Genomic DNA, 18,751 nt, shown 5'->3' on the forward strand with positions numbered 1-18,751 from the left:
TCACTCGCTGCCCAAACCAGCGCTCTGGACCGTTCGGAGTTGCAGTATTGCTGCACGGAAAATTTAAGTATTTACTGTCTGTGTGTGACATCATCGGTTTGCAAGCCATGCTCCGGAATCAGCACGAGAGAGGAGAGACGTATGGAGACTGATCGGGAGACGCCGGCTATCGACGAGTATCTGTTGACGGTGTTGTCGAAGAAATTCGAGTCGGTTACCAGAGACATGACCCACAGCCTGCTGCGATCGGCACGGTCGGGTGTTATAAGCGTCGCTCGAGACTTTTCTTCGGCCATCACGCTGTACGACGGACGGCAGTTCATGATTGACGAGGGCATCCCCGTTCACGTGGGCAACATCGGGCTCGTCCCCGAGCACACGATCGACTGTTTCGACGACGTAGCCGAAGGGGACTGTTTCCTGACGAACTCGCCGTTCTACGGCAATTCACACCACGCGGACTTCACCTTACATGCGCCCGTATTTCACGACGGCGAACCGCTGTTCTGGTCGATAAACCGCGCCCATCAGGCAGACGTGGGTGCACCGGAGCCGTCGACGTACCTCCCCGAGGGCGCCGAGGTGTACGACGAGGGCTTGCACTTCCCTTCGGTTCGTATTCAGGAAGACTACGAGGACAGAGACGACATCGTCCGAATGTGCAAACAGAACATTCGTCTGGGTGAACAACAGTGGTACGGTGACTATCGTGCACAGGTCGCGGCAGTTCGGTCCGGAGAGCGAACGATACAGGAGATCATTGACGAGTACGGAATCGATGTAATCACGGAGTTTATCGACGCCTGGCTGTCCTACGGGGAAACCATGATGCGGGCCGAAATCAGCGAGTTACCGTCGGCCGAAAGCGAGTACACGTCGTATCACGATCCGCTGCCAGGCGCGCCCGACGGAGTGCCGATAACCGTATCGTTCGAGATCGATGCGGATGCGGAACGGATCGACGTCGATATCTCCGACAATATAGACACTTTACCCTGCGGATTCAATCTGTGTGAAGCAACCTCAGTAGCCGCGATCTACTCGGGAATTTTCAACAGCATAGACTCCAAAGTGCCGCACAATCACGGCAGTTTGGGTCGGATTCACGTCGAGATGGGCGAGGGAAACGTGGTTGGGAAACCAGAGTATCCGACCGGGACCTCGGTCGCGACCACGAATATTTGCGATGCGTTGTTCAACGCCGTTCACGGCGCTCTCGGCAAGATAGGAAGCAATATCGGCTGTGCGGAGGGGAACGTCGGGATGGGTGCCTACGGTGCCAGCATTGCCGGGACAGATTTTCGACGGGACGGTGCCGAGTACGTCAACCAGATACTGTTTACGAGCGGCGGTGGTCCGGGGGTGCCCGGACACGACGGTTGGCTGACCTACGGCAGTCCCGATGCAGGCGGCGTTCTTCGCCGTGACAGTATCGAAATCGACGAGATGAAACATCCGATTCTGTTCGAGCGAAACGAGGTACGACAGGATACGGAAGGTCCAGGACAGTGGCGTGGTTCTCCAGGGATCGTCATCGAATACGGCCCGCGCGAGGACCCGATGACGATCACGTATCTCTCCGGCGGTACCGAATTCCGACCACAGGGAATCCGGGGTGGGAAACCCGGCGCGTTAGAGACGACCGAAAAGCGAACTGAAGCGGGCGACCTGGTCGAACTGTCCCCGATTGGAACCGAGACGATAGCTCCCGGCGAAACGATTGTCGGACGGAAATCCGGCGGCGGTGGGTACGGTGATCCGTACGACCGGAACCGACATAGTGTGCTGAAAGACGTCCGTCGTGACATTGTATCCGTAACACGGGCTCGAGAAGAGTACGGGGTCGTCCTCGTCGAAACCGAAGACGGATACGCGATCGATTCGGATGCGACGAACGACCGACGAGGACGAACCAACCGACGGGACGCCACCAGCGAAACTGAGGGAGAACCCGATGACAACTAACGTTTCGATCGACATCGGCGGCACGTTCACCGATCTGTATCTGGTTTCGGATGCCGAAACCATCTCGACGAAAGTGCCGACGACTGAAGGCGATCTGAGTACCGGATTGATGAACGTAATCGAAAGTGCAGCAGCGGCGAAAGGGATCTCGGTCGAATCACTGCTCGACTCGACCGTACGTATCGTCCACGGGACGACGGTTGCCACGAACGCCATCATCGAGGATGATACGGCGACAACGGCCCTTATCTGTACGAATGGGTTCCGTGATATCCTCTGGTTCAGGGAGGGTGGAAAGCAAAATCCGTATGACTGGGATGTCGACTATCCGGACCCGTACGTTCCCCGATCGCTCACCTTTGGCGTCGATGAACGAATGACCGCGGAGGGAACGGTACGACGAGACCTCGACGAGGACTCGGTACACGAGGTAGTAGCCGAGATCGAGCGACGCGACGTCTCGGCAGTCGCTGTTTCACTGCTCTGGGCGCAGGTCAATCCAGAACACGAGCGACGGATCGGAGAGATACTAGACGAACGACTTCCAGAGGTGGAGTACTCGCTGTCACACCAGGTAAATCCAGTTATCAGGGAATATCGACGAACCTCGTCGACGGCGATCGATGCATCGATCCAATCATTGGTAGGCGACTATCTATCGAAATTTCAGTCCATCCTCGAACGACGAGGATACGAACGGTCGCCGTTGATCGTCACGGCCAATGGTGGTGTAATGCCCGTTGAGGAGGTGATACAGGTACCGATCTGGACTGTCGACTCGGGACCGACGATGCTCCCGGTCGCTGCGAATGAATACGTACAGTACACGCTCGACCGGGCGAACGTTATCGCCCTGGATATGGGTGGCACCAGTTTCGACGTAAGCGTCGTTTCGGAAGGAAAGGTGTCCCGAACGCGGGACGCAACCGTCGGGGAAGACTACGCGCTCGGCATCGAGAAAACGGAGATTACGAGTGTCGGATCCGGTGGCGGAAGCATAGCGACCGTCGACGACGGAAACCGAATACACGTCGGACCCGAGAGTGCCGGAGCGGTCCCGGGACCAGCCTGTTATCTCCGTGGTGGCAAGCGACCGACGGTGACCGATGCTGCACTCGTGCTGGGGTATCTCAGCGAAGACCATTTCCTCGGAGGTAAGATGGATATCTCGGAGGCTGCCGCACGGGAGGCGATAGACGAACACGTTGCCGCCCCACTGGGTACCGATACCGTTGACGCGGCGCAAGTAATCTACAGTACGACGATCCAGGACGTCACCAACAGTATCAAAGACGTCACCATCAGTAACGGAATCGACCCTCGAGAGTACGTGATCGCCGGCGGTGGCGGTGCACTCGGAATGCACGTAGTGCCGATCGCCGAGGCGATGGGTATCAATGACATCATATTACCACCGAACGCAGGTGTCATGAGTGCCGTCGGCGGTATCGTTTCGGACCTCGTGCGGGACTTCTCGATCAGCGCACACACGCGCTCGGACGAGTTCGATTACGACCTCGTCACAGACACGCTAGAGGAATTACGGCGCAAGTCACAACGGTTCTTTGAGCGAAATGCCATCCCGGACGAAAAGCGGTCGGTGAACTATTATGGTGAAGGGCGATACCCCAACCAGGTGTGGGAACTGCACGTCCAGTTACCTGAGGATACGATCACCGAGGATTCGGTCGCGTCGATAGTGGATCGATTTCACGCCCTTCACGAGGACACCTACGGTTTCAGTACCGATGAGCCGATAGAATTTCTCGCGTGGCGTGCAGAGGCCCGAAGCCGATTGGAGACGTCTAGTATTCGTTCTCGAAGCGAAAACGACGTACCTGACGAGCCGGTGCCCTACGAAACTAGAACCGCGTACTTCGAAGGCGAACCGTATGAGGTTGACGCGTACGAAGGGCCCTTGCTCAATGTCGACCACAGCATTTCCGGGCCGGCAATAGTCGATACGAGTACGACGACGATCGTCGTGCCACCCAGTTCCGACCTCGAGCCCACCCAGACGGGTGCGCTTCACATTTCCAGGTAGAGAGACCGCCCGATAAAACGGGTGACATCGCTCCGTATCAGTTCTCTATTTACGGGGAGTTGGCGAATGTATAAGCGATCGCCCTTGCGCTGGTTTCGATATTCTCTCTGTTCTATTGTCTCGAGCTCATCTCTCGTTGATGGTTTCCGGTTCGTCGTCACCCTCTCTCGTTGCGGAGGGGAATAGTATCAGGAGTGTAATAAATAGGGTATGTTTTATTAGGTGTGGTTTGCATTAACTATGCATGGTTCGGACTTCAGAAGAATCAGAGCCGATTCTGACAATGGAGGAAGCGGTGGGTGCAGGGTTGAGCCGGCGTGAGTTTGCCGGCATCGCTAGCTCGCTGGGGCTGGTTACCATGGCGGGATGTATGGGGGACGAGGATCCCGACCCGGGCGACGTCGGTGACGACGATGGAGTAGAGCCGACCGAGGGCGGAACCCTGGAGGTTGGTATCGAGGTGTCGCTCGATTCGATGGACCAGCACCTCCAGACACAGATCACGACTGTCGCCGTACTCTCCCAGATGGTGGAGAACCTTTTCGTCGTTGAACACGATTACACTGTCGATGGGAAACTGGTCGAGAACATCGACCTAGAAGACGACGGACAACGGTGGGTAATGGACATCCGCGAAGGCGTTGAATTCCATCCCCCGTATCAAAAGGAACTCACTGCGGAAGACATTATCTACAACCTGGAGCGGGTGGTCGATCCGGACGTGGGATCGTTCAGTCGACGCCCGTGGATAATCGAATCCGAGTTTGAACAGATAGACGACTACTCGATCGAGATGAGTTGGGACGAGACGCAAACGAGCGTCGACAGTTGGATCGCGGGATTTCACGGGTTCGGTATCATGTCCCCCGAATCGATCGAGGAAGGCGATCCGTCCAACCATCCGGTCGGGACGGGTCCGTATGTGTTCGAAGAGTGGATACCGCGTGATCATATCACGATGAGCGCCTTCGACGATTACTGGGGCGACGATTACCCGCATTTCGACGAAATCACTATGCGGCCGATCGACGAACCAGCGACGATGATCACCGAGTTACAAGAGGGATCCGTGGATCTCCTGCGACAGACCCCGCGAGAGAACATACCAGAACTCGAGCAGGACGACGACGTCGTCGTTGACATCAGCGAAGGGTTTGCGTACCAAACCCTGGATATCAACCCAACAACTGAAACAGAGGAAGGGCGGGTCGAGGAGATGCCGACGGTCGAACGGGAGGTCAGGCAAGCCATTGCCGCGGCAATCGACTTCGAGGAACTCGTCCAGATTTGTTTGAGCGGATATGGAGTCCCGACGCAGAACTTCTTCCCGGAGGACAGTCCGTGGCACGTCGATTACAACCCACACCCGATGGAACAAGATGCCGAGTTAGCAGAACAGTTGATCGACGATGCGGGCTACGATACACCGCTCGAAGTCAACCTCATCTCGACTTCCGAAGACCCGATTTACAGGGCCCTAGGCCGGACGGCCCAGGGACAACTCAATCAGGCGGGCTTCGACGTCAATCTCGACGAGTTCGAGTTCGCGGAGTGGGCTGGTAAGTTGTTCGCGGGCGAGTTCGATATCAGTGTTGATGGCTTCCCAGGCGCTCCCGATCCGGAAGCTCTGAGCGGCTACTTCCACATCGGTCAAGATGATCCGCCGCTGTTCAACTACGAGTTCGAGGAAGCGGATCGGGTATTCGATCTCTGGGAACAGGGGCGTCGTACGACCGATGAAGACGAACGACAGGACATTTATCGAGAGTTGCAAGAACTGATCATCGACGATCCGATACGCCTGGTGCTCTGGCATCGAGACATCGTCAATTCGTACACAACGGATGTCGGTGGCTTCGAGGCCCACCCGTGGGACATGGAGTTCCGTGCGTACGAAGCATACTTTGGAGAGTAATACACGGCTGTTGCTATGGGATGGATCACCTATTCGGTTCGTCGCCTGTTGATCAGTGTCTTCGTTCTCTTCGTAGCGTCTATACTGATCTTTTCGATCGTCAGATTGATCCCGGGCGACCCGGCCAGGGTCTTTCTCGGCCCCACGGCCGACCAGGAGGCCGTGGACACCCTTCGGGTACAACTCGATTTACACCTCCCCATATACGAACAGTACCTGAACTGGATCGCCGGCGTCCTTACTGGGAACTGGGGGAACAGCCTTATCAACGACATTCCGGTGTTCGACCTGGTCCTCATTCGGTTTCCCAGATCCATCCAGCTGGCCATCTTCTCACTTATAATTGGAGTGATAATATCGTTACCGCTTGGTCTCCTCGCGGCCTTACAGCCGAACAGCGGCCGTGATTACGCCGCGCTGTTTTTCTCCCAGTTCGGAATGTCGGTGCCGAGTTTCTGGTTAGGGATTATCCTTATGCTGGTATTTGGACGCTACCTAGGTGTCTTGCCGGCGTCAGGATACGTCTCCCCAATGGAAGATCCGGTTGCGGCGGTATCGCACATGATCATGCCGGCGTTCGCACTCGGAACGATCAACGCGGCGGTACTCACCCGATTTCTCAGATCGGAGATTCTCGAACAGCGAGGCAAGGAGTACGTGCTCACCGCACGCGCGTTCGGCCACTACAAGGGAACCATCCTACGGAAATACGTGCTGAAAAACGCGTTGATCCCCTACATGACGAACCTCGGCATTCAGTTCGGCTGGGTGCTCGGCGGTGTCGTCATCATCGAAGTGGTCTTTTCGTATCCGGGACTCGGGCGGTTAGTCCTAGACGGGTTGTTGAACCGTGACTATCCGGTCATCCAGATGGGACTGCTCGTGTTGATCTCGACGTACGTCCTAGTCAACCTAGTCGTGGACCTGACATACAGCGTTTTGAATCCAAAAATACGGTACTAATTATGGTAGAGCAACACACGACATCACTCAGCGTGCCTCGGCAGGTAGTCAGGATGCTATCTCCAAACTGGACGATGTTAAAAGAGCTTGCCGCCCATCGTCTTGGACAGATCGGGTTAGCGATCGTCGCGATATACGGAATCCTAGCCGTCTTGGGACCGGTAGTCTTTACCGTGGACCCATCGGCCGTCGCAGGCGGGGAGCGATATCTCGGTCCGAGTCTCCAGTATCCGTTCGGAACCGACGGCTATGGTAGGGACATCTTCGCACTAACGATACTCGGAGCCCGGGTAAGCCTTTACGTTGCCGTGGTCGTCGTCGGCATCTCGACGACGCTCGGGATTATTTTCGGGCTCATTTCGGCGTATTTCTCCGATCTGGTCGACGAGGCGATTATGCGAGCCGTCGACGTGCTGTTGGCGTTTCCCGGTATCCTGCTGGCGCTCGTCATCATCGCCATACTGGGGCCAGGACTGAATCGGGCTGTGCTCGCGTTGGCCATCGCCTACACTCCGATAATGACACGTATCGTCCGAGGCAACGCGCTGGCGATTCGCGAGGAGGAGTACGTCCTTGCCGCGAAATCCTACGGGGAATCCCACTGGCGAATCCTGTTCAGGGAGATGTTACCCAACCTGACCTCGGTCGTGATCGTCCAAATGACGATTACTTTCGCGTTCTCGATACTATCGGAGGCAAGCCTCTCGTATCTGGGGCTCAGCGCGCAACCGCCGCAGGTGACTTGGGGGGTGTTGATCAGCGAAGGCCAGAGTGTCATCGGCATCGCCCCCTGGGTAAGCGTCTTTCCGGGGTTGACGATTATGTTCACGGTGCTCGGGCTAACGCTCTTGGGTGTCGCACTCAGAGATGTACTTGACCCGCAGGGCGAAGTAAACATGACTCAAGACATATGAGCAAGAAATCGATCTTAGAAGTCAGGGACTTACATACGCAGTTCGAGACGGATAGCGGCGTGGTTAAAGCAGTCGATGGCGTCAGCTTCTCGTTGCAACAGGGTGAGATATACGGTCTCGTTGGCGAGAGCGGAGCCGGCAAGTCGGTGACCGGCCGGTCGATAATGCGTTTGATCGATCCGCCGGGGAACATCACCGATGGTACGGTTCGTTTCAACGATGAGAACCTGCTTACACTTCCGATGGCGGAGGTCAGGGACATACGAGGCAACGAGATCGCGATGATCTTTCAAAATGCGATGGCCGCGCTGAACCCTGGGTACACCATCGGGACGCAGATTTCGGACGTACTGCAGCGACACAAGGACTTCAACGACAAGCAGGCCAGAGAACGTACGATACAGCTGCTTTCGGATGTAGGGATCCCCGACCCGGAGGCTCGATTCGACTCTTATCCCCACCAGTTGAGCGGCGGGATGTGCCAGCGGGTAGTCATCGCAATGGCGTTGTCGTGTGATCCGGATATCATCATTGCCGACGAGCCGACGACAGCACTGGACGTGACGATTCAGGCTCAAATCCTCGAATTGCTATCCGATCTCAGGGACAACTACGGTATAACCGTGCTGTTGATCACCCACAACATGGGCGTAGTCGCAAGCACGTGCGACCGCGTTGGGGTCATGTACGCTGGCGAAGTCGTCGAGGAAGGCCCCGTCCAGGATATCGTAGCCAAGCCACGCCATCCGTACACAATGGGTCTGATGCAGGCGGTTCCCCGACTCAACGACGCTCGCGAACGGCTGGAATCAATTCCGGGCGATATGCCAAACTTGCTCAAGACGCCGAACGGCTGTTCGTTTCACCCTCGCTGTCCGTACGACGCTGAGGACTGTCGCAACGTGGACCCGTCACTCGATCCGCTCTCCCCAGATGATCGTTCGACGGAACGGCGTACGGCCTGTCTCCGTACCGACGAGATCGATTTCGACCGCGAGATGGCCGAAATGGCCACTGAAGCCGACGGGAAGGAGGGTTCACCGAAACCGAAAATACCGAACCGGGGCAGAACGGACTCCGATCCATTGATCGAGGCGAGCAACCTGCAGAAGTACTTCGACCCCGAATCACAGTCCTGGCTCGATCGACTGATCGGTGAGCGCGAGTACGTCCACGCCGTTGACGACGTGAGTTTAGACATCTACGAGGGCGAGACACTCGGACTCGTCGGCGAAAGCGGTTGCGGGAAGACGACGCTCGGGCGCGTGCTGTCACACCTATACGAACCAGATGCGGGAACGGTGGTGTACGCAGGCACGGATCTAACCGAGCTCGATCGGCGAAAACTCAAGTCGATGCGCGGGAACATCCAGATGATCTTTCAGGATCCAGTTTCGAGTTTGAATCCGCGCAAATCCGTCTACGAGATCATCAGTCGTCCCCTCGAAATTCACCAGAACATCGCCGACGAAGTCGCCCGTCGGGAGCGTGTTGAGGAACTGTTAGATTCCGTCGGATTGAAACCCGAACACGCGTCCAGAAAACCACACGCATTTAGCGGGGGCCAGAAACAGCGAATCGGCATCGCACGGGCGCTTGCGGTCGAGCCTGATTTCATCGTGGCGGACGAACCCGTCAGCGCGCTGGATGTCTCTATTCAGGCAAAGATTATCAATCTCTTGATGGACCTGCAAGAGGAGTTCAACCTGACTTACGTATTCATCGCGCACGATCTGAACGTCGTCCAGCACATCGCCGATCGAATCGCAGTTATGTATTTGGGCGAGATAATCGAGTGTGGCGACGCCGACGATATATTCACGCCACCGCATCACCCATACACGGAGATGTTGCTCTCCTCGATTCCGCCGCTTGATCCGTCAGCCGAGACCGATCGGATCGTGCCCCGCGGTACGCCACCCAGTCCGATCGATCCTCCCTCTGGCTGTCGGTTCCACACGCGCTGCCCACGGGCTATGGAAGAGTGCAAATCGGTAGTGCCCGCCGACCACCAGTTCGGCGAGGACCACACGATAACCTGTCACCTGTTCGACGACGACAGGGACCACGCGGAGATCAATGCGCTCATCGCCGAACAGGAAGCCTATGGGGTCCCGAAGGATCAACTGGTAGATTCCGATTGAAAGCGGAGTGGACCTCCCCTGGCCCGTTTTGCCGTACACATATAGTGAGGCGGTCACCCACGTCAATTTCTATCCGTTCCGAGCCACCAATACACCGTATCGGTTTATACTAATCGACGATGGATTTGCCCGCATCGGTTTGTGGGTGTCCTCGGAGAAGGACTTCATAAGCTCAACCACCATGGGCCAGCAGTCTATGACGTTCCGTGGATGCACGTCGCAGTCACCGTGAGAATTTCACCAGGCCGGTCAAATCGATGGACGTTTTTTTTTTGCGACAGGTGGTTTGTCAGACTCGAAACTGTCCTCTCCATTCTTTAATGGATTCCCTTGTTGTGCTGTCGTAACAATTGCACCGATTGACACATCCATCGCAGATACGTCTGGCGATCACGTGTCCGATGACGTGCAGTGGCTACTACAGGTACTTACGCGCTGGCGGTATTCCCCGTAGTAGTCGTCCGGCGGGAAAGAACGTTCTATCGAGTTCCTGGTCATCAACAGCAACCAACGAAGATCTTGTCACTAAATTACCATCTCAGATACAGATTGGACGTCCTGACAGTCGATGTGGCGACGACACAGTCGGTCTACGGGTGCGTTCCGTGGCGACTTCGTGAGCGACCGGACGGCATTCGTCTGCACTGGTCAGACCATAGGCCGGTCCTGCCGACCGTCGCTGTGGGTGTCCTCGAGTACACAAGTAAGACTGGTGGTGTTTGGCATCACAATGGCGTCTCATACGGATCGGTGTATCGTTTTACCGGTGATCGCTCGGAGGGGGTCGGCGAACACCGGTAAAGATCTACATCGGTCCGTATCAGTCCGCGGCGACATCTGTCACGGTATCCTCGGAGACGGTACCGTCCTCGTTCCAGCCCCTGACCTGGTAGTACTCCTGTACGGCGTCTTCCAAGTTCGGCAGGTCATATGGGAGGTCGTCGTCGGCCTCGTCGAAACCACGCTGGTTGTTGAAGTGACGTTCGAGGGTAACCGTTTTGCTCCCGATGTCGAGCAGCGTCTCCATGTCGGTGTCGAATAGAGTTTCGAGGCGGTCATCAGTCAGATAGTCACTGCCGAACGCACAGACGATACCGGTATCACGGAAGGCGTTACGGTTCTCGCGTTCGGCAACAATATCGGCCTTGCCGAGTGTTCCTTGGGGATCGATGTCACCGTTGTACTCTAGTTTGAGTACCGTGGCGTACATGTGATCGGCGCCCCGGTTCGCAACTGCATAGGAGAGTCCTTGACCATGGAGAACCCGGCCATCGTGAGCGGCGAATTCCAGACCCTTGACAGTGTAATCGGTTACACCGAGTTGGTCGTGACAGCGGTGGACGCCTTCAGCGAGCAGGTCACCGACCTCCTCACGGTGGGCGATCTTCCGCGTAATCTCTTGAGCTAGGTCGGCGTTGCCGAACTCGTCTTCGCTCGCGAGATAGGCCGCCACGGTAACCCCGGCCGAGATGGTGTCCATTCCGAGGCGATCACACAGTTCGTTCGCCTGCATCACGTCGACGATATCTCCGATTCCCTGCATCGACCCGAACGAGTAGACCGTCTCGAATTCGGGCCCTTCTGTCTCTAGACCCGTCGCTTCGTCCCGCGTCGGAAGCTTACACGCGTAGGCACAGGCCGAACACGCACCCTTTTTGTACTTCTTCTCTTCAACGGCGTCGCCTCCGATATCAGCTGCATGCTCGAACTCGTACTCCTCGAAGTAACGCGTCGGTAACGAGAAATTTTCGTTTATCGACTCCGTTCCGCCCGTCGTCCCTTGCCGCCGCATCCGATCGTCGGACGTCGCCGCCTCTCGGTGAACATCGCTTTCGGGTGGGTTCGGAATCTCGATCGACGGCGGCGAGTTCCCCTCGAAGGTGATGCACTTCACATTTTTCGATCCGAGGACGGCACCGAGTCCGCCACGACCGAATGCCCGAGAATCAAAGGTCATCACGCTTGCGAACCGGACGAGATTCTCCCCCGCAGGGCCGATCGCGATGCAGTTGTCCGGTCCTAAATCTCGGGTGGTCGCGATGTAATCGGACACCTCGGGAACTGGCGCACCTTCGAGTTCCGGGACGGTTTCGAATTCGACGCCGTCGTCGGTGACGTGGATCACCAGAAGGTCGTCGCTCGCACCAGTGACTTCGAGTACGCTAATGCCGGTATCCGTGAAGTTCCGCGAAAGGTAACCGCCAGCGTTCGTCGAGACGAGTCCGTTTGAAAGCGGCGAGAGACCGGTCATGTTCATCCGACCTGTAAACGACATCGTGGACTGCTGGAGTGGCCCCGTCGAGATATATGCCCGGTTCTCAGGACCGAACGGGTCCGCACTGAACGGTATGCGGTCGTGTGCTAATGCCGTCGCTACCGCACGGCCGCCCACGAGCGATTCGAGCAGCCCTTCGATCGATGTTTCTGTAGCCGTCCGGTCGTCGACGTCGATACTGAGCAGTGGGCCCACTGCGTGAAGCATACTCCTGCTTGGGACTCCCATACCTTAAACATGTGCAGCGTTCACCTCTCTTGCATCTGTCGCCTTCACCGTCTCACCGCTGCACGTCGCTCAAAACCCAGCTACAGGACTGAGGTACTGCTACAGGTTTCGTCCATAAAAACGCGGCCACAACGAGAATGTATTATACGAAACCAGAGGTATTGTGGGCGGATTTCCATCAGGGAACTGTGATCCCGCGGCTGTCGACGGTATTTTCGCCGTCGAATTCGACGACTGGAACGAGATCATGCCTGTTCGTTCGCCGAGAGGAGGGTTGTGACATCTCGAACTATAGTAACAACTGAAACGATTTGCACACCGATCACCGATCTATCTGGCGATCGAGTGTGCGATGACTTTCAGTGGCTACTATAGGCAGACGCCGAGGAGAAAATTTGACTGGCTCGAAGTCAGACGACATCGAATCGGCCATGTCAATTCCCGCTGACACTGCCCATCACTGATTCACGACGAACCGATTGAAGGCGGTCTCAGAATAGACATCCTGATCGAGAGTACGCACTCGATGGTTGCTCGAAACTGGTCTCAGAAAGCCACCAATATGAGTGGGAAAACTTCGATTGGTCGGTCTTCGACGACAGGTGGTGGGAAAAATGGGGTCAGAACCCGATCGTCGTTCCGTCCTTCCGGGGATCGCTTGCGCCCGAGAGGACACCGTCGTTCCAACGAGCGATCTGTGCCCCACCGAACGCCGATAATCGTTCGACGCGGACGTCGTGACCTCGGTCTAGGAGGGCGTCGACGAGGGTGTGGTCCATCCGCGATTCGACGGAGAGCGTTCCGTCTTCGCGATACCGCCAGCGGGGGCGATCGCAGGCCCGTTGGAGCGAGTCATCGGAATCGAGCAGATGCGAGAGTACCTGCAGGTGCCCCTGTGGTTGCATGAACCCGCCCATAACACCGAACGCGGTCCAGTCGTCAGTATCTCGACGCACGAGACCGGGGATCAGGGTGTGGAATGGTTGTTTGCCGGGTTCAAATCGGTTTGGATCGGACGGATCGAGGGAAAACGACCGCCCACGGTTTTGCAACAGAATACCGGTGTCACCGGCGGCGATACCGCTACCGAACGACGCGAACACCGAGTTTATAAACGAGACGACGTTTCCCGCCTTATCGGCCACGGTCAGAAGGACGGTATCAGCGTCTTCGGTCTCAGGATTGGGTGTCCCGATCGACGGATTTTCCGTTGCCGAGTCTCCGATGGCGTCTGCCCGACGTGCCGCATAGGCCTTCGAATCGAGTGGCGGGATCTCCTCGAAATCGGGATCGGTCACGTAGTGGTGGCCGTCTCGGAAAGCCACCTTCATGGATTCGACGAGGCCGTGAACTCGCTCGGGAGAGTTGGGGGAATGAGCATCCACGTCGAGTTCGTCCGCGACGTTTAGTGCCTCGATGGCGAGCAAGCCCTGATTGTGCGGCGGTAATTCGTACACCGTGGCGTCTCCGTAGGTCGTGCTGACGGGATCGACGAAGCGGGGTTCGAACTCGGCGAGGTCCTTTGCCGAGAGGAATCCACCCAGGTCCCTGATCGTCCGAACGATCTCGTCGGCAATCTCGCCTTCGTAGAAAACGTCCGCACCGTCCGTGGCGATCCGTTTCAGACTCTCACCCAGTTCGGGAAGCGTGACAAACTCGCCGGCCCTCGGCGGTCGGCCGTCGATCAGGTACGTTTCCCTCGCTCGTTCGTCGAGGGTGTCGGCGTTGGCCGCCCAGTCCGAAGCGATGATTTCTGAAACCGGGTAGCCGTCAGTGGCGTACTCGATGGCCGGTTCGAGCGCCGGACTAAGCGTCCGCCGTCCGAACCGCTCGAGGAGCGCGTCCCACCCGCGCACCGTACCTGGGACGGTAACAGCGTGTGGACTCTGACTACCGATTTCGACTGATCCGTCGTCGGATTCGGCCGAGATCGTCGATCGGAGCTCCTCGAGTGAGACCGACTGTGGGGCGGGACCGCCGCTTTGCATGCCGCCCACGTCGCCGTCTGCGGTCCGGTAGAGCGCGAAGACGTCCCCTCCGATGCCGGTCATGTGTGGTTCGACGACGGCCAGTGTGGCCGCGGTCGTCACCGCTGCGTCGAAGGCGTTCCCGCCGTCCCGGAGTGCCTGAATTCCTGCTTGCGCTGCGAGGGGTTGACTCGTCGATACGACACCCCGCGTCCCGTAAACCGTTGACCGTCGCGATTCGAAGACATCGATAGCCGGTGATCCTGCCATGTAGACACACACTCCTTGGACCCATAATAAGTGTGGTCCACGGCGATCGGAAAGGTGGTATACTGCACAATCACGACCTATCTTCAAATAGTCCCCGCCAACTCACAACATTCAGTTCGGCTGGAAGTAATGGCTGAGAGAAGTTAACGGGAGCATGATCTATACGTCGTGATTTGACGAATCGTGGGTGCGTAAGTGAACACTGCCAACCGTAAGGATGTTCGCCGTCCTTTTCACGAAATCTGGTGTCCGCTTCGAGGGATACAAGTATTTCTCCGCTCGTTTCACGTATAATGTACTCACCAAGCATCTTTCCGTGGATACTTCGGCTGGCTGACTGCGTTCCAGGCCATTCGATGAATTCACCATATAGAATCGATATTGGCGATATATTACATTTATAACGACAAATAGAATTGCAAGTATTATACAATATTATGTGGTTCGTGGGGTATTCTTGATGCTGCAGTCTTCGAAGACGGGGGTCTGATCAAGTTGCCACATTCGTCCCAGACTGACCGGGAATTGCTATCTTTCCGGGGCTATGTTTTTCGTCAATGGCTACGGTCATCTAACTACACTATCTCGATTCGAGTCGATCAATCAACTCAACTACGTCTACCAATGTCTAATCGAATAGTAATTTCCCCTCTCAAGACACGTGTCGAGTGTTCCCATAAGTTGTGAAGTGGGAAGTCGGGTCAGTATCCAAAGAAGAGTTGTTTAACCCATACACTACTATGGCCTCCAATTAACAAACCAATATACCAATTGACATATGTCTGCGAAGATGCTGAAATGATCGGTCCCGCCTAGACAAGGTCAACTAAAAGTAGCCGTGACAAATTGACTATACTTGCCGAGCGGTCGTGTGAACCGTTTCAATTTCCATTAAAACATGTCCTTCAGAACAACACGTTAGGCCGTCGAGTCGGGGCCGTGGTCGGCTTCGCCGATCGGCGACAACGCGATGGCGAGCGCGAGAAAGATCAGGACGACGTTCAGGGCCGCGACGAACCCGCTGAGCCCTGGGTGGACGACGCCGTAGACGATCGTCGGCACGAGTGCGAGCAGTCCGACCGCGGCCGCATACCGGGGTGTGAGCGACTCGAGCATAGGTGGATTACGTCTCGCAGGGACTTAACGGGATGACGTCGTCACTCCTCGGTCGGTTCCTCGTCGACCGGTCGGGTCCCCCAGTAGACCAACACGGCGATGACGGCGACCGCGGCGATTGCGGATTCGAGAGGTGAGACGGCAACGCCGAAGAACGCGAGGACGGTCCGGGCCTCGAGGAAGACGACGAGGACGAACGCGACGATGAGCAAGAGTCGGGGCGGGGAGATGCGCATCAGGCGATCAACGCCCCGAGAGAGTAAAAGACGGTCGGGATCGCGTCGGTAATCTGGACGAAGACGGGAAACGGCCCGATGTCCGGACCGAAGAGACCGCCCCGATCGACGATGCTCGCAAGCGGTATGATGTAAGCGATCACGACGAGCACGAGCGCGATGGCGATCCACAGCCGAAGGTTGTCGAGGACGGGTGGCGAGTCCTCCGGTCCCGACAGCGCTGGTGGGATCGTTCCGTCGACCAGCGGTTCGGTATCGTCGTTGAACGCGGTCAACAGCATAATTCCCAGAAAGAGCATCGCCGAGACGAACAACAGCGTTCCACCCAGTGCGAGCTGGACGTTGAGTTCCGCCATCGAGCCGACGCCGATGTCGTACTCGAAGCTGTACTCTGGCTCTGCGGTTCGACGCGGGACACCGAACAGTCCGGCGCGATACATCGAGTTCGTCATGAACACGATGCCGAGAAACCAGAGGACGACCTGGACGAGGCCCGCCTGTCGGTTGACGAGACGATTTCCGGTCAACTGCGGCACGAGCCAGTAGGAGCCGGCCATGAGGGTCAGCGCGACGGCGGTTCCGACCTGGGTGTGGATGTGGCCGGGGATCCACACCGAGTTGTGCACGAGGTAGTTGATGTTCATCCCGGCATTGACGATCCCGGTGAAGCCGCCAAAAGCGAAGACGATCCCGGCGAGTGCCATCCCCGTAAACGCCGGATCACGCCACGGCAGCGCACGGAGCCAGTTGAACGTGCCCTCGCCACCCCGCTGGCGGGCCCCGTGTTCCATGCTGGCGACGACGGTAAACGCCGTCAGCAGGCTCGGCAGCAACAGGAACATGGTGTTGGTCATCGCGATGAACTTGAACCCCTCCGAAATCCCCGGATCGAGGTACTGGTGGTGGATCCCGACCGGCGTCGAGAGCAAGACGAAGAGGATGAACACCACCCGAGCGAGCGGGTCGCTGAACAGCCGGCCGCCCGAGAGCTTCGGTAACACGATGTACCAGAGGAGATAGGCGGGAAGCAGCCAGAAGTAGACGAACGCGTGGCCGAAGTACCAGAACAGCGTCCGCGTCAACGTCGGATTGAGGCTCTCGGTGAGGGCGAGCGACCACGGCAGGATAAACGCAAGAATCGCGATCGCCACGCCGATCGAGGAGATATACCACATGATCATCGTCGTCAACACCATGAACGTGGGCAACGGGATGCGCTCGTCCGGGTTGTCACGCGACCAGGCGAGCCAGGTCCGGAACCAGTCCGCCCCCGCGAGCCACGTTCCGACGACGAAGACGACGAGTCCGACGTAAAACAGCGGATTCGCCTGCAACGGGGCGTAGAACGTAAAGAGCACGTCGGCACTCAGTTCCGACCCGAGGACCTCCGGCGGATCGCCGAGAAAGCCGGCGAGAATGGTGACGGCCGTGATGATCGTCCCGGCCGACATGAGACCGTACCACGTCCAGGTGACGCGCGGATCGACGGGACCCCGGTCTAAGCTGTCGGTGACCGCCCACTGGTAGAGCCCGACGAGAAAGAATATCGTGAACGTGACGACCAGGAAGACGCCGTGTCCGGTCAACAGCGTGTAGTACGTCGGCGATTCGACGATCCGGAGTATATCGGTCCGGTGGAGGGCCTGGAGGAGTCCGAAGACCGCGCCGACGCCGAGTGCGATAAACGACGCGGTAAACGCGAGACGTATCAGCCGCGCCTGCTCGGGATACTTCTCGACGAACAGCTCACTCACGACTCGTCACCTCCGTCGTCGGTCCCGACGGTGACCGTCCCGCCGTCGGACTCGTCGTCGACCTCGACGGTCCAGTCGTGATCGCCCTCGCCGAGGTCGTCTGCGTCGACGCTCGTCGTGATCTCCTCGCTCGTTCCGCCCTCGACGACGACCTCCTCTTCGATCGTTTCCTCGCCGATTTCGACGGTGAGCGTCGTCTCGACCTCCTCGAGCAGGCCGTTTTCGACCGTCGCGGTCAGTTCGACCTCCTCGCCCGGTTCGACCTCGTCGGGCGCGTCGACGGCGAGATCCGTCAGGTCGAACTCCTCGGCCTCGACGACGGTCAGTTCGCCTTCCATGTCGTGGTGGCCGGCCCCGCAGTACTCGTTGCAGATGACGCCGTACTCGCCGGGTTCGTCGAACTCGACGGTCATCGTCGCCACCTCGCCGGGGATGACCATCGTGTTCGTGTTCGTTCCCACGACGGTGAAGCTGTGAATGACGTCGCGACTCGTGACGTAAAACGTCACCTCGCTGTCCGCCGGAATCTCGATCGGATCGGGCTGGAACACGAACGTCTGGGCGACGACGTAGGCCGCGTACTCGTCTTCGCCGACCTGTTCGACGCGGGGATCGGCGAACCGTTCGTCCTCGCCGATCTCGTCGGGAGCGAGCGTCTCCTCTTCGTCGTCAATCATCGTGATCCCGAGACCGACGGATCCGTACGTGATCGTCGCAATGAAGCCGACGATCAACACCATCGCGCCGACGATCCACAGTCGTTCGTACGTGTGTATGTTCATAGGACGATCATCGGCGTCGGCTCGTTTCCGACGAACTCGACGAAGTACGTGAACAGCCACATCAACACGAGGACGAGGAAGTACAGCGCGATCAGCGCGAGCGTTCCCCACGGATCGAACTCGTCGTGGCCGATCTCTCGAGTAGCGCTTGCATCGCTCATACCGATCTCACCACCAC

General features: G+C 57.5%; 13 protein-coding genes. 6 read left to right on the plus strand and 7 right to left on the minus strand.

The features are described 5' to 3' along the window. The first annotated feature begins 141 nt into the window (after positions 1-141). The 6 genes from EA473_RS12245 to EA473_RS12270 all read left to right on the plus strand — a co-directional run bounded on the left by EA473_RS12245 (position 142) and on the right by EA473_RS12270 (position 9,945). A complete protein-coding gene (locus EA473_RS12245; protein WP_124195947.1) occupies positions 142-1,965 on the plus strand; it encodes a hydantoinase B/oxoprolinase family protein in 1,824 nt (607 codons plus the stop codon). Further along, a complete protein-coding gene (locus EA473_RS12250) occupies positions 1,955-4,009 on the plus strand; it encodes a hydantoinase/oxoprolinase family protein (RefSeq protein WP_165875276.1) in 2,055 nt (684 codons plus the stop codon). Before EA473_RS12245 ends, EA473_RS12250 begins: the two co-directional genes overlap by 11 nt. A gap of 244 nt (positions 4,010-4,253) precedes the next feature. Next, entirely contained in the window at positions 4,254-5,924 is a 1,671-nt protein-coding gene (locus EA473_RS12255; protein WP_124195949.1) for an ABC transporter substrate-binding protein, read from the plus strand. Between the two features lie 15 nt (positions 5,925-5,939). Further along, a complete protein-coding gene (locus tag EA473_RS12260) occupies positions 5,940-6,887 on the plus strand; it encodes an ABC transporter permease (RefSeq protein WP_124195950.1) in 948 nt (315 codons plus the stop codon). Between the two features lie 2 nt (positions 6,888-6,889). Beyond that, positions 6,890-7,801 (plus strand): ABC transporter permease, encoded by a 912-nt coding sequence (locus EA473_RS12265; RefSeq protein ID WP_124195951.1) that lies wholly within the window; start codon positions 6,890-6,892, stop codon positions 7,799-7,801. After that, entirely contained in the window at positions 7,798-9,945 is a 2,148-nt protein-coding gene (locus EA473_RS12270) for an ABC transporter ATP-binding protein (RefSeq protein WP_124195952.1), read from the plus strand. Before EA473_RS12265 ends, EA473_RS12270 begins: the two co-directional genes overlap by 4 nt. An 820-nt stretch (positions 9,946-10,765) precedes the next feature. On the opposite strand, the gene EA473_RS12275 is transcribed toward EA473_RS12270, so the two are convergent. The 7 genes from EA473_RS12275 to EA473_RS12305 form a co-directional block, all read right to left on the minus strand. Then, positions 10,766-12,427 carry an aldehyde ferredoxin oxidoreductase C-terminal domain-containing protein gene (locus EA473_RS12275; RefSeq protein WP_124195953.1) on the minus strand — a complete coding sequence of 554 codons (1,662 nt, stop codon included), beginning with the start codon at positions 12,425-12,427 and terminating at the stop codon, positions 10,766-10,768. 641 nt (positions 12,428-13,068) lie between these two features. Then, on the minus strand, positions 13,069-14,685 hold the full coding sequence (locus EA473_RS12280; protein WP_124195954.1) for a gamma-glutamyltransferase family protein: 1,617 nt from the start codon (positions 14,683-14,685) through the stop codon (positions 13,069-13,071). Positions 14,686-15,603: 918 nt separating this feature from the next. Further along, positions 15,604-15,801, minus strand: coding sequence for a cytochrome-ba3 oxidase subunit (locus EA473_RS12285; protein ID WP_124195955.1), 198 nt, complete (start codon positions 15,799-15,801; stop codon positions 15,604-15,606). Positions 15,802-15,842: 41 nt separating this feature from the next. Further along, the gene (locus tag EA473_RS12290) at positions 15,843-16,037 is read right to left on the minus strand and encodes a CbaC protein (protein ID WP_124195956.1); all 195 of its coding nucleotides are present in this window, start codon (positions 16,035-16,037) and stop codon (positions 15,843-15,845) included. Beyond that, positions 16,037-17,791 (minus strand): b(o/a)3-type cytochrome-c oxidase subunit 1, encoded by a 1,755-nt coding sequence (locus EA473_RS12295; protein ID WP_124195957.1) that lies wholly within the window; start codon positions 17,789-17,791, stop codon positions 16,037-16,039. The genes EA473_RS12290 and EA473_RS12295 overlap by 1 nt, the downstream gene beginning before the upstream one ends. Next, positions 17,788-18,573 (minus strand): cytochrome c oxidase subunit II, encoded by a 786-nt coding sequence (locus EA473_RS12300; RefSeq protein WP_124195958.1) that lies wholly within the window; start codon positions 18,571-18,573, stop codon positions 17,788-17,790. Before EA473_RS12300 ends, EA473_RS12295 begins: the two co-directional genes overlap by 4 nt. Continuing rightward, positions 18,570-18,734, minus strand: coding sequence for a cytochrome oxidase (locus EA473_RS12305; protein ID WP_124195959.1), 165 nt, complete (start codon positions 18,732-18,734; stop codon positions 18,570-18,572). Before EA473_RS12305 ends, EA473_RS12300 begins: the two co-directional genes overlap by 4 nt. Positions 18,735-18,751: the final 17 nt, after the last annotated feature.

This window comes from Natrarchaeobius chitinivorans (genome assembly GCF_003841505.1).
GTDB classification, from domain to species: domain Archaea; phylum Halobacteriota; class Halobacteria; order Halobacteriales; family Natrialbaceae; genus Natrarchaeobius; species Natrarchaeobius chitinivorans.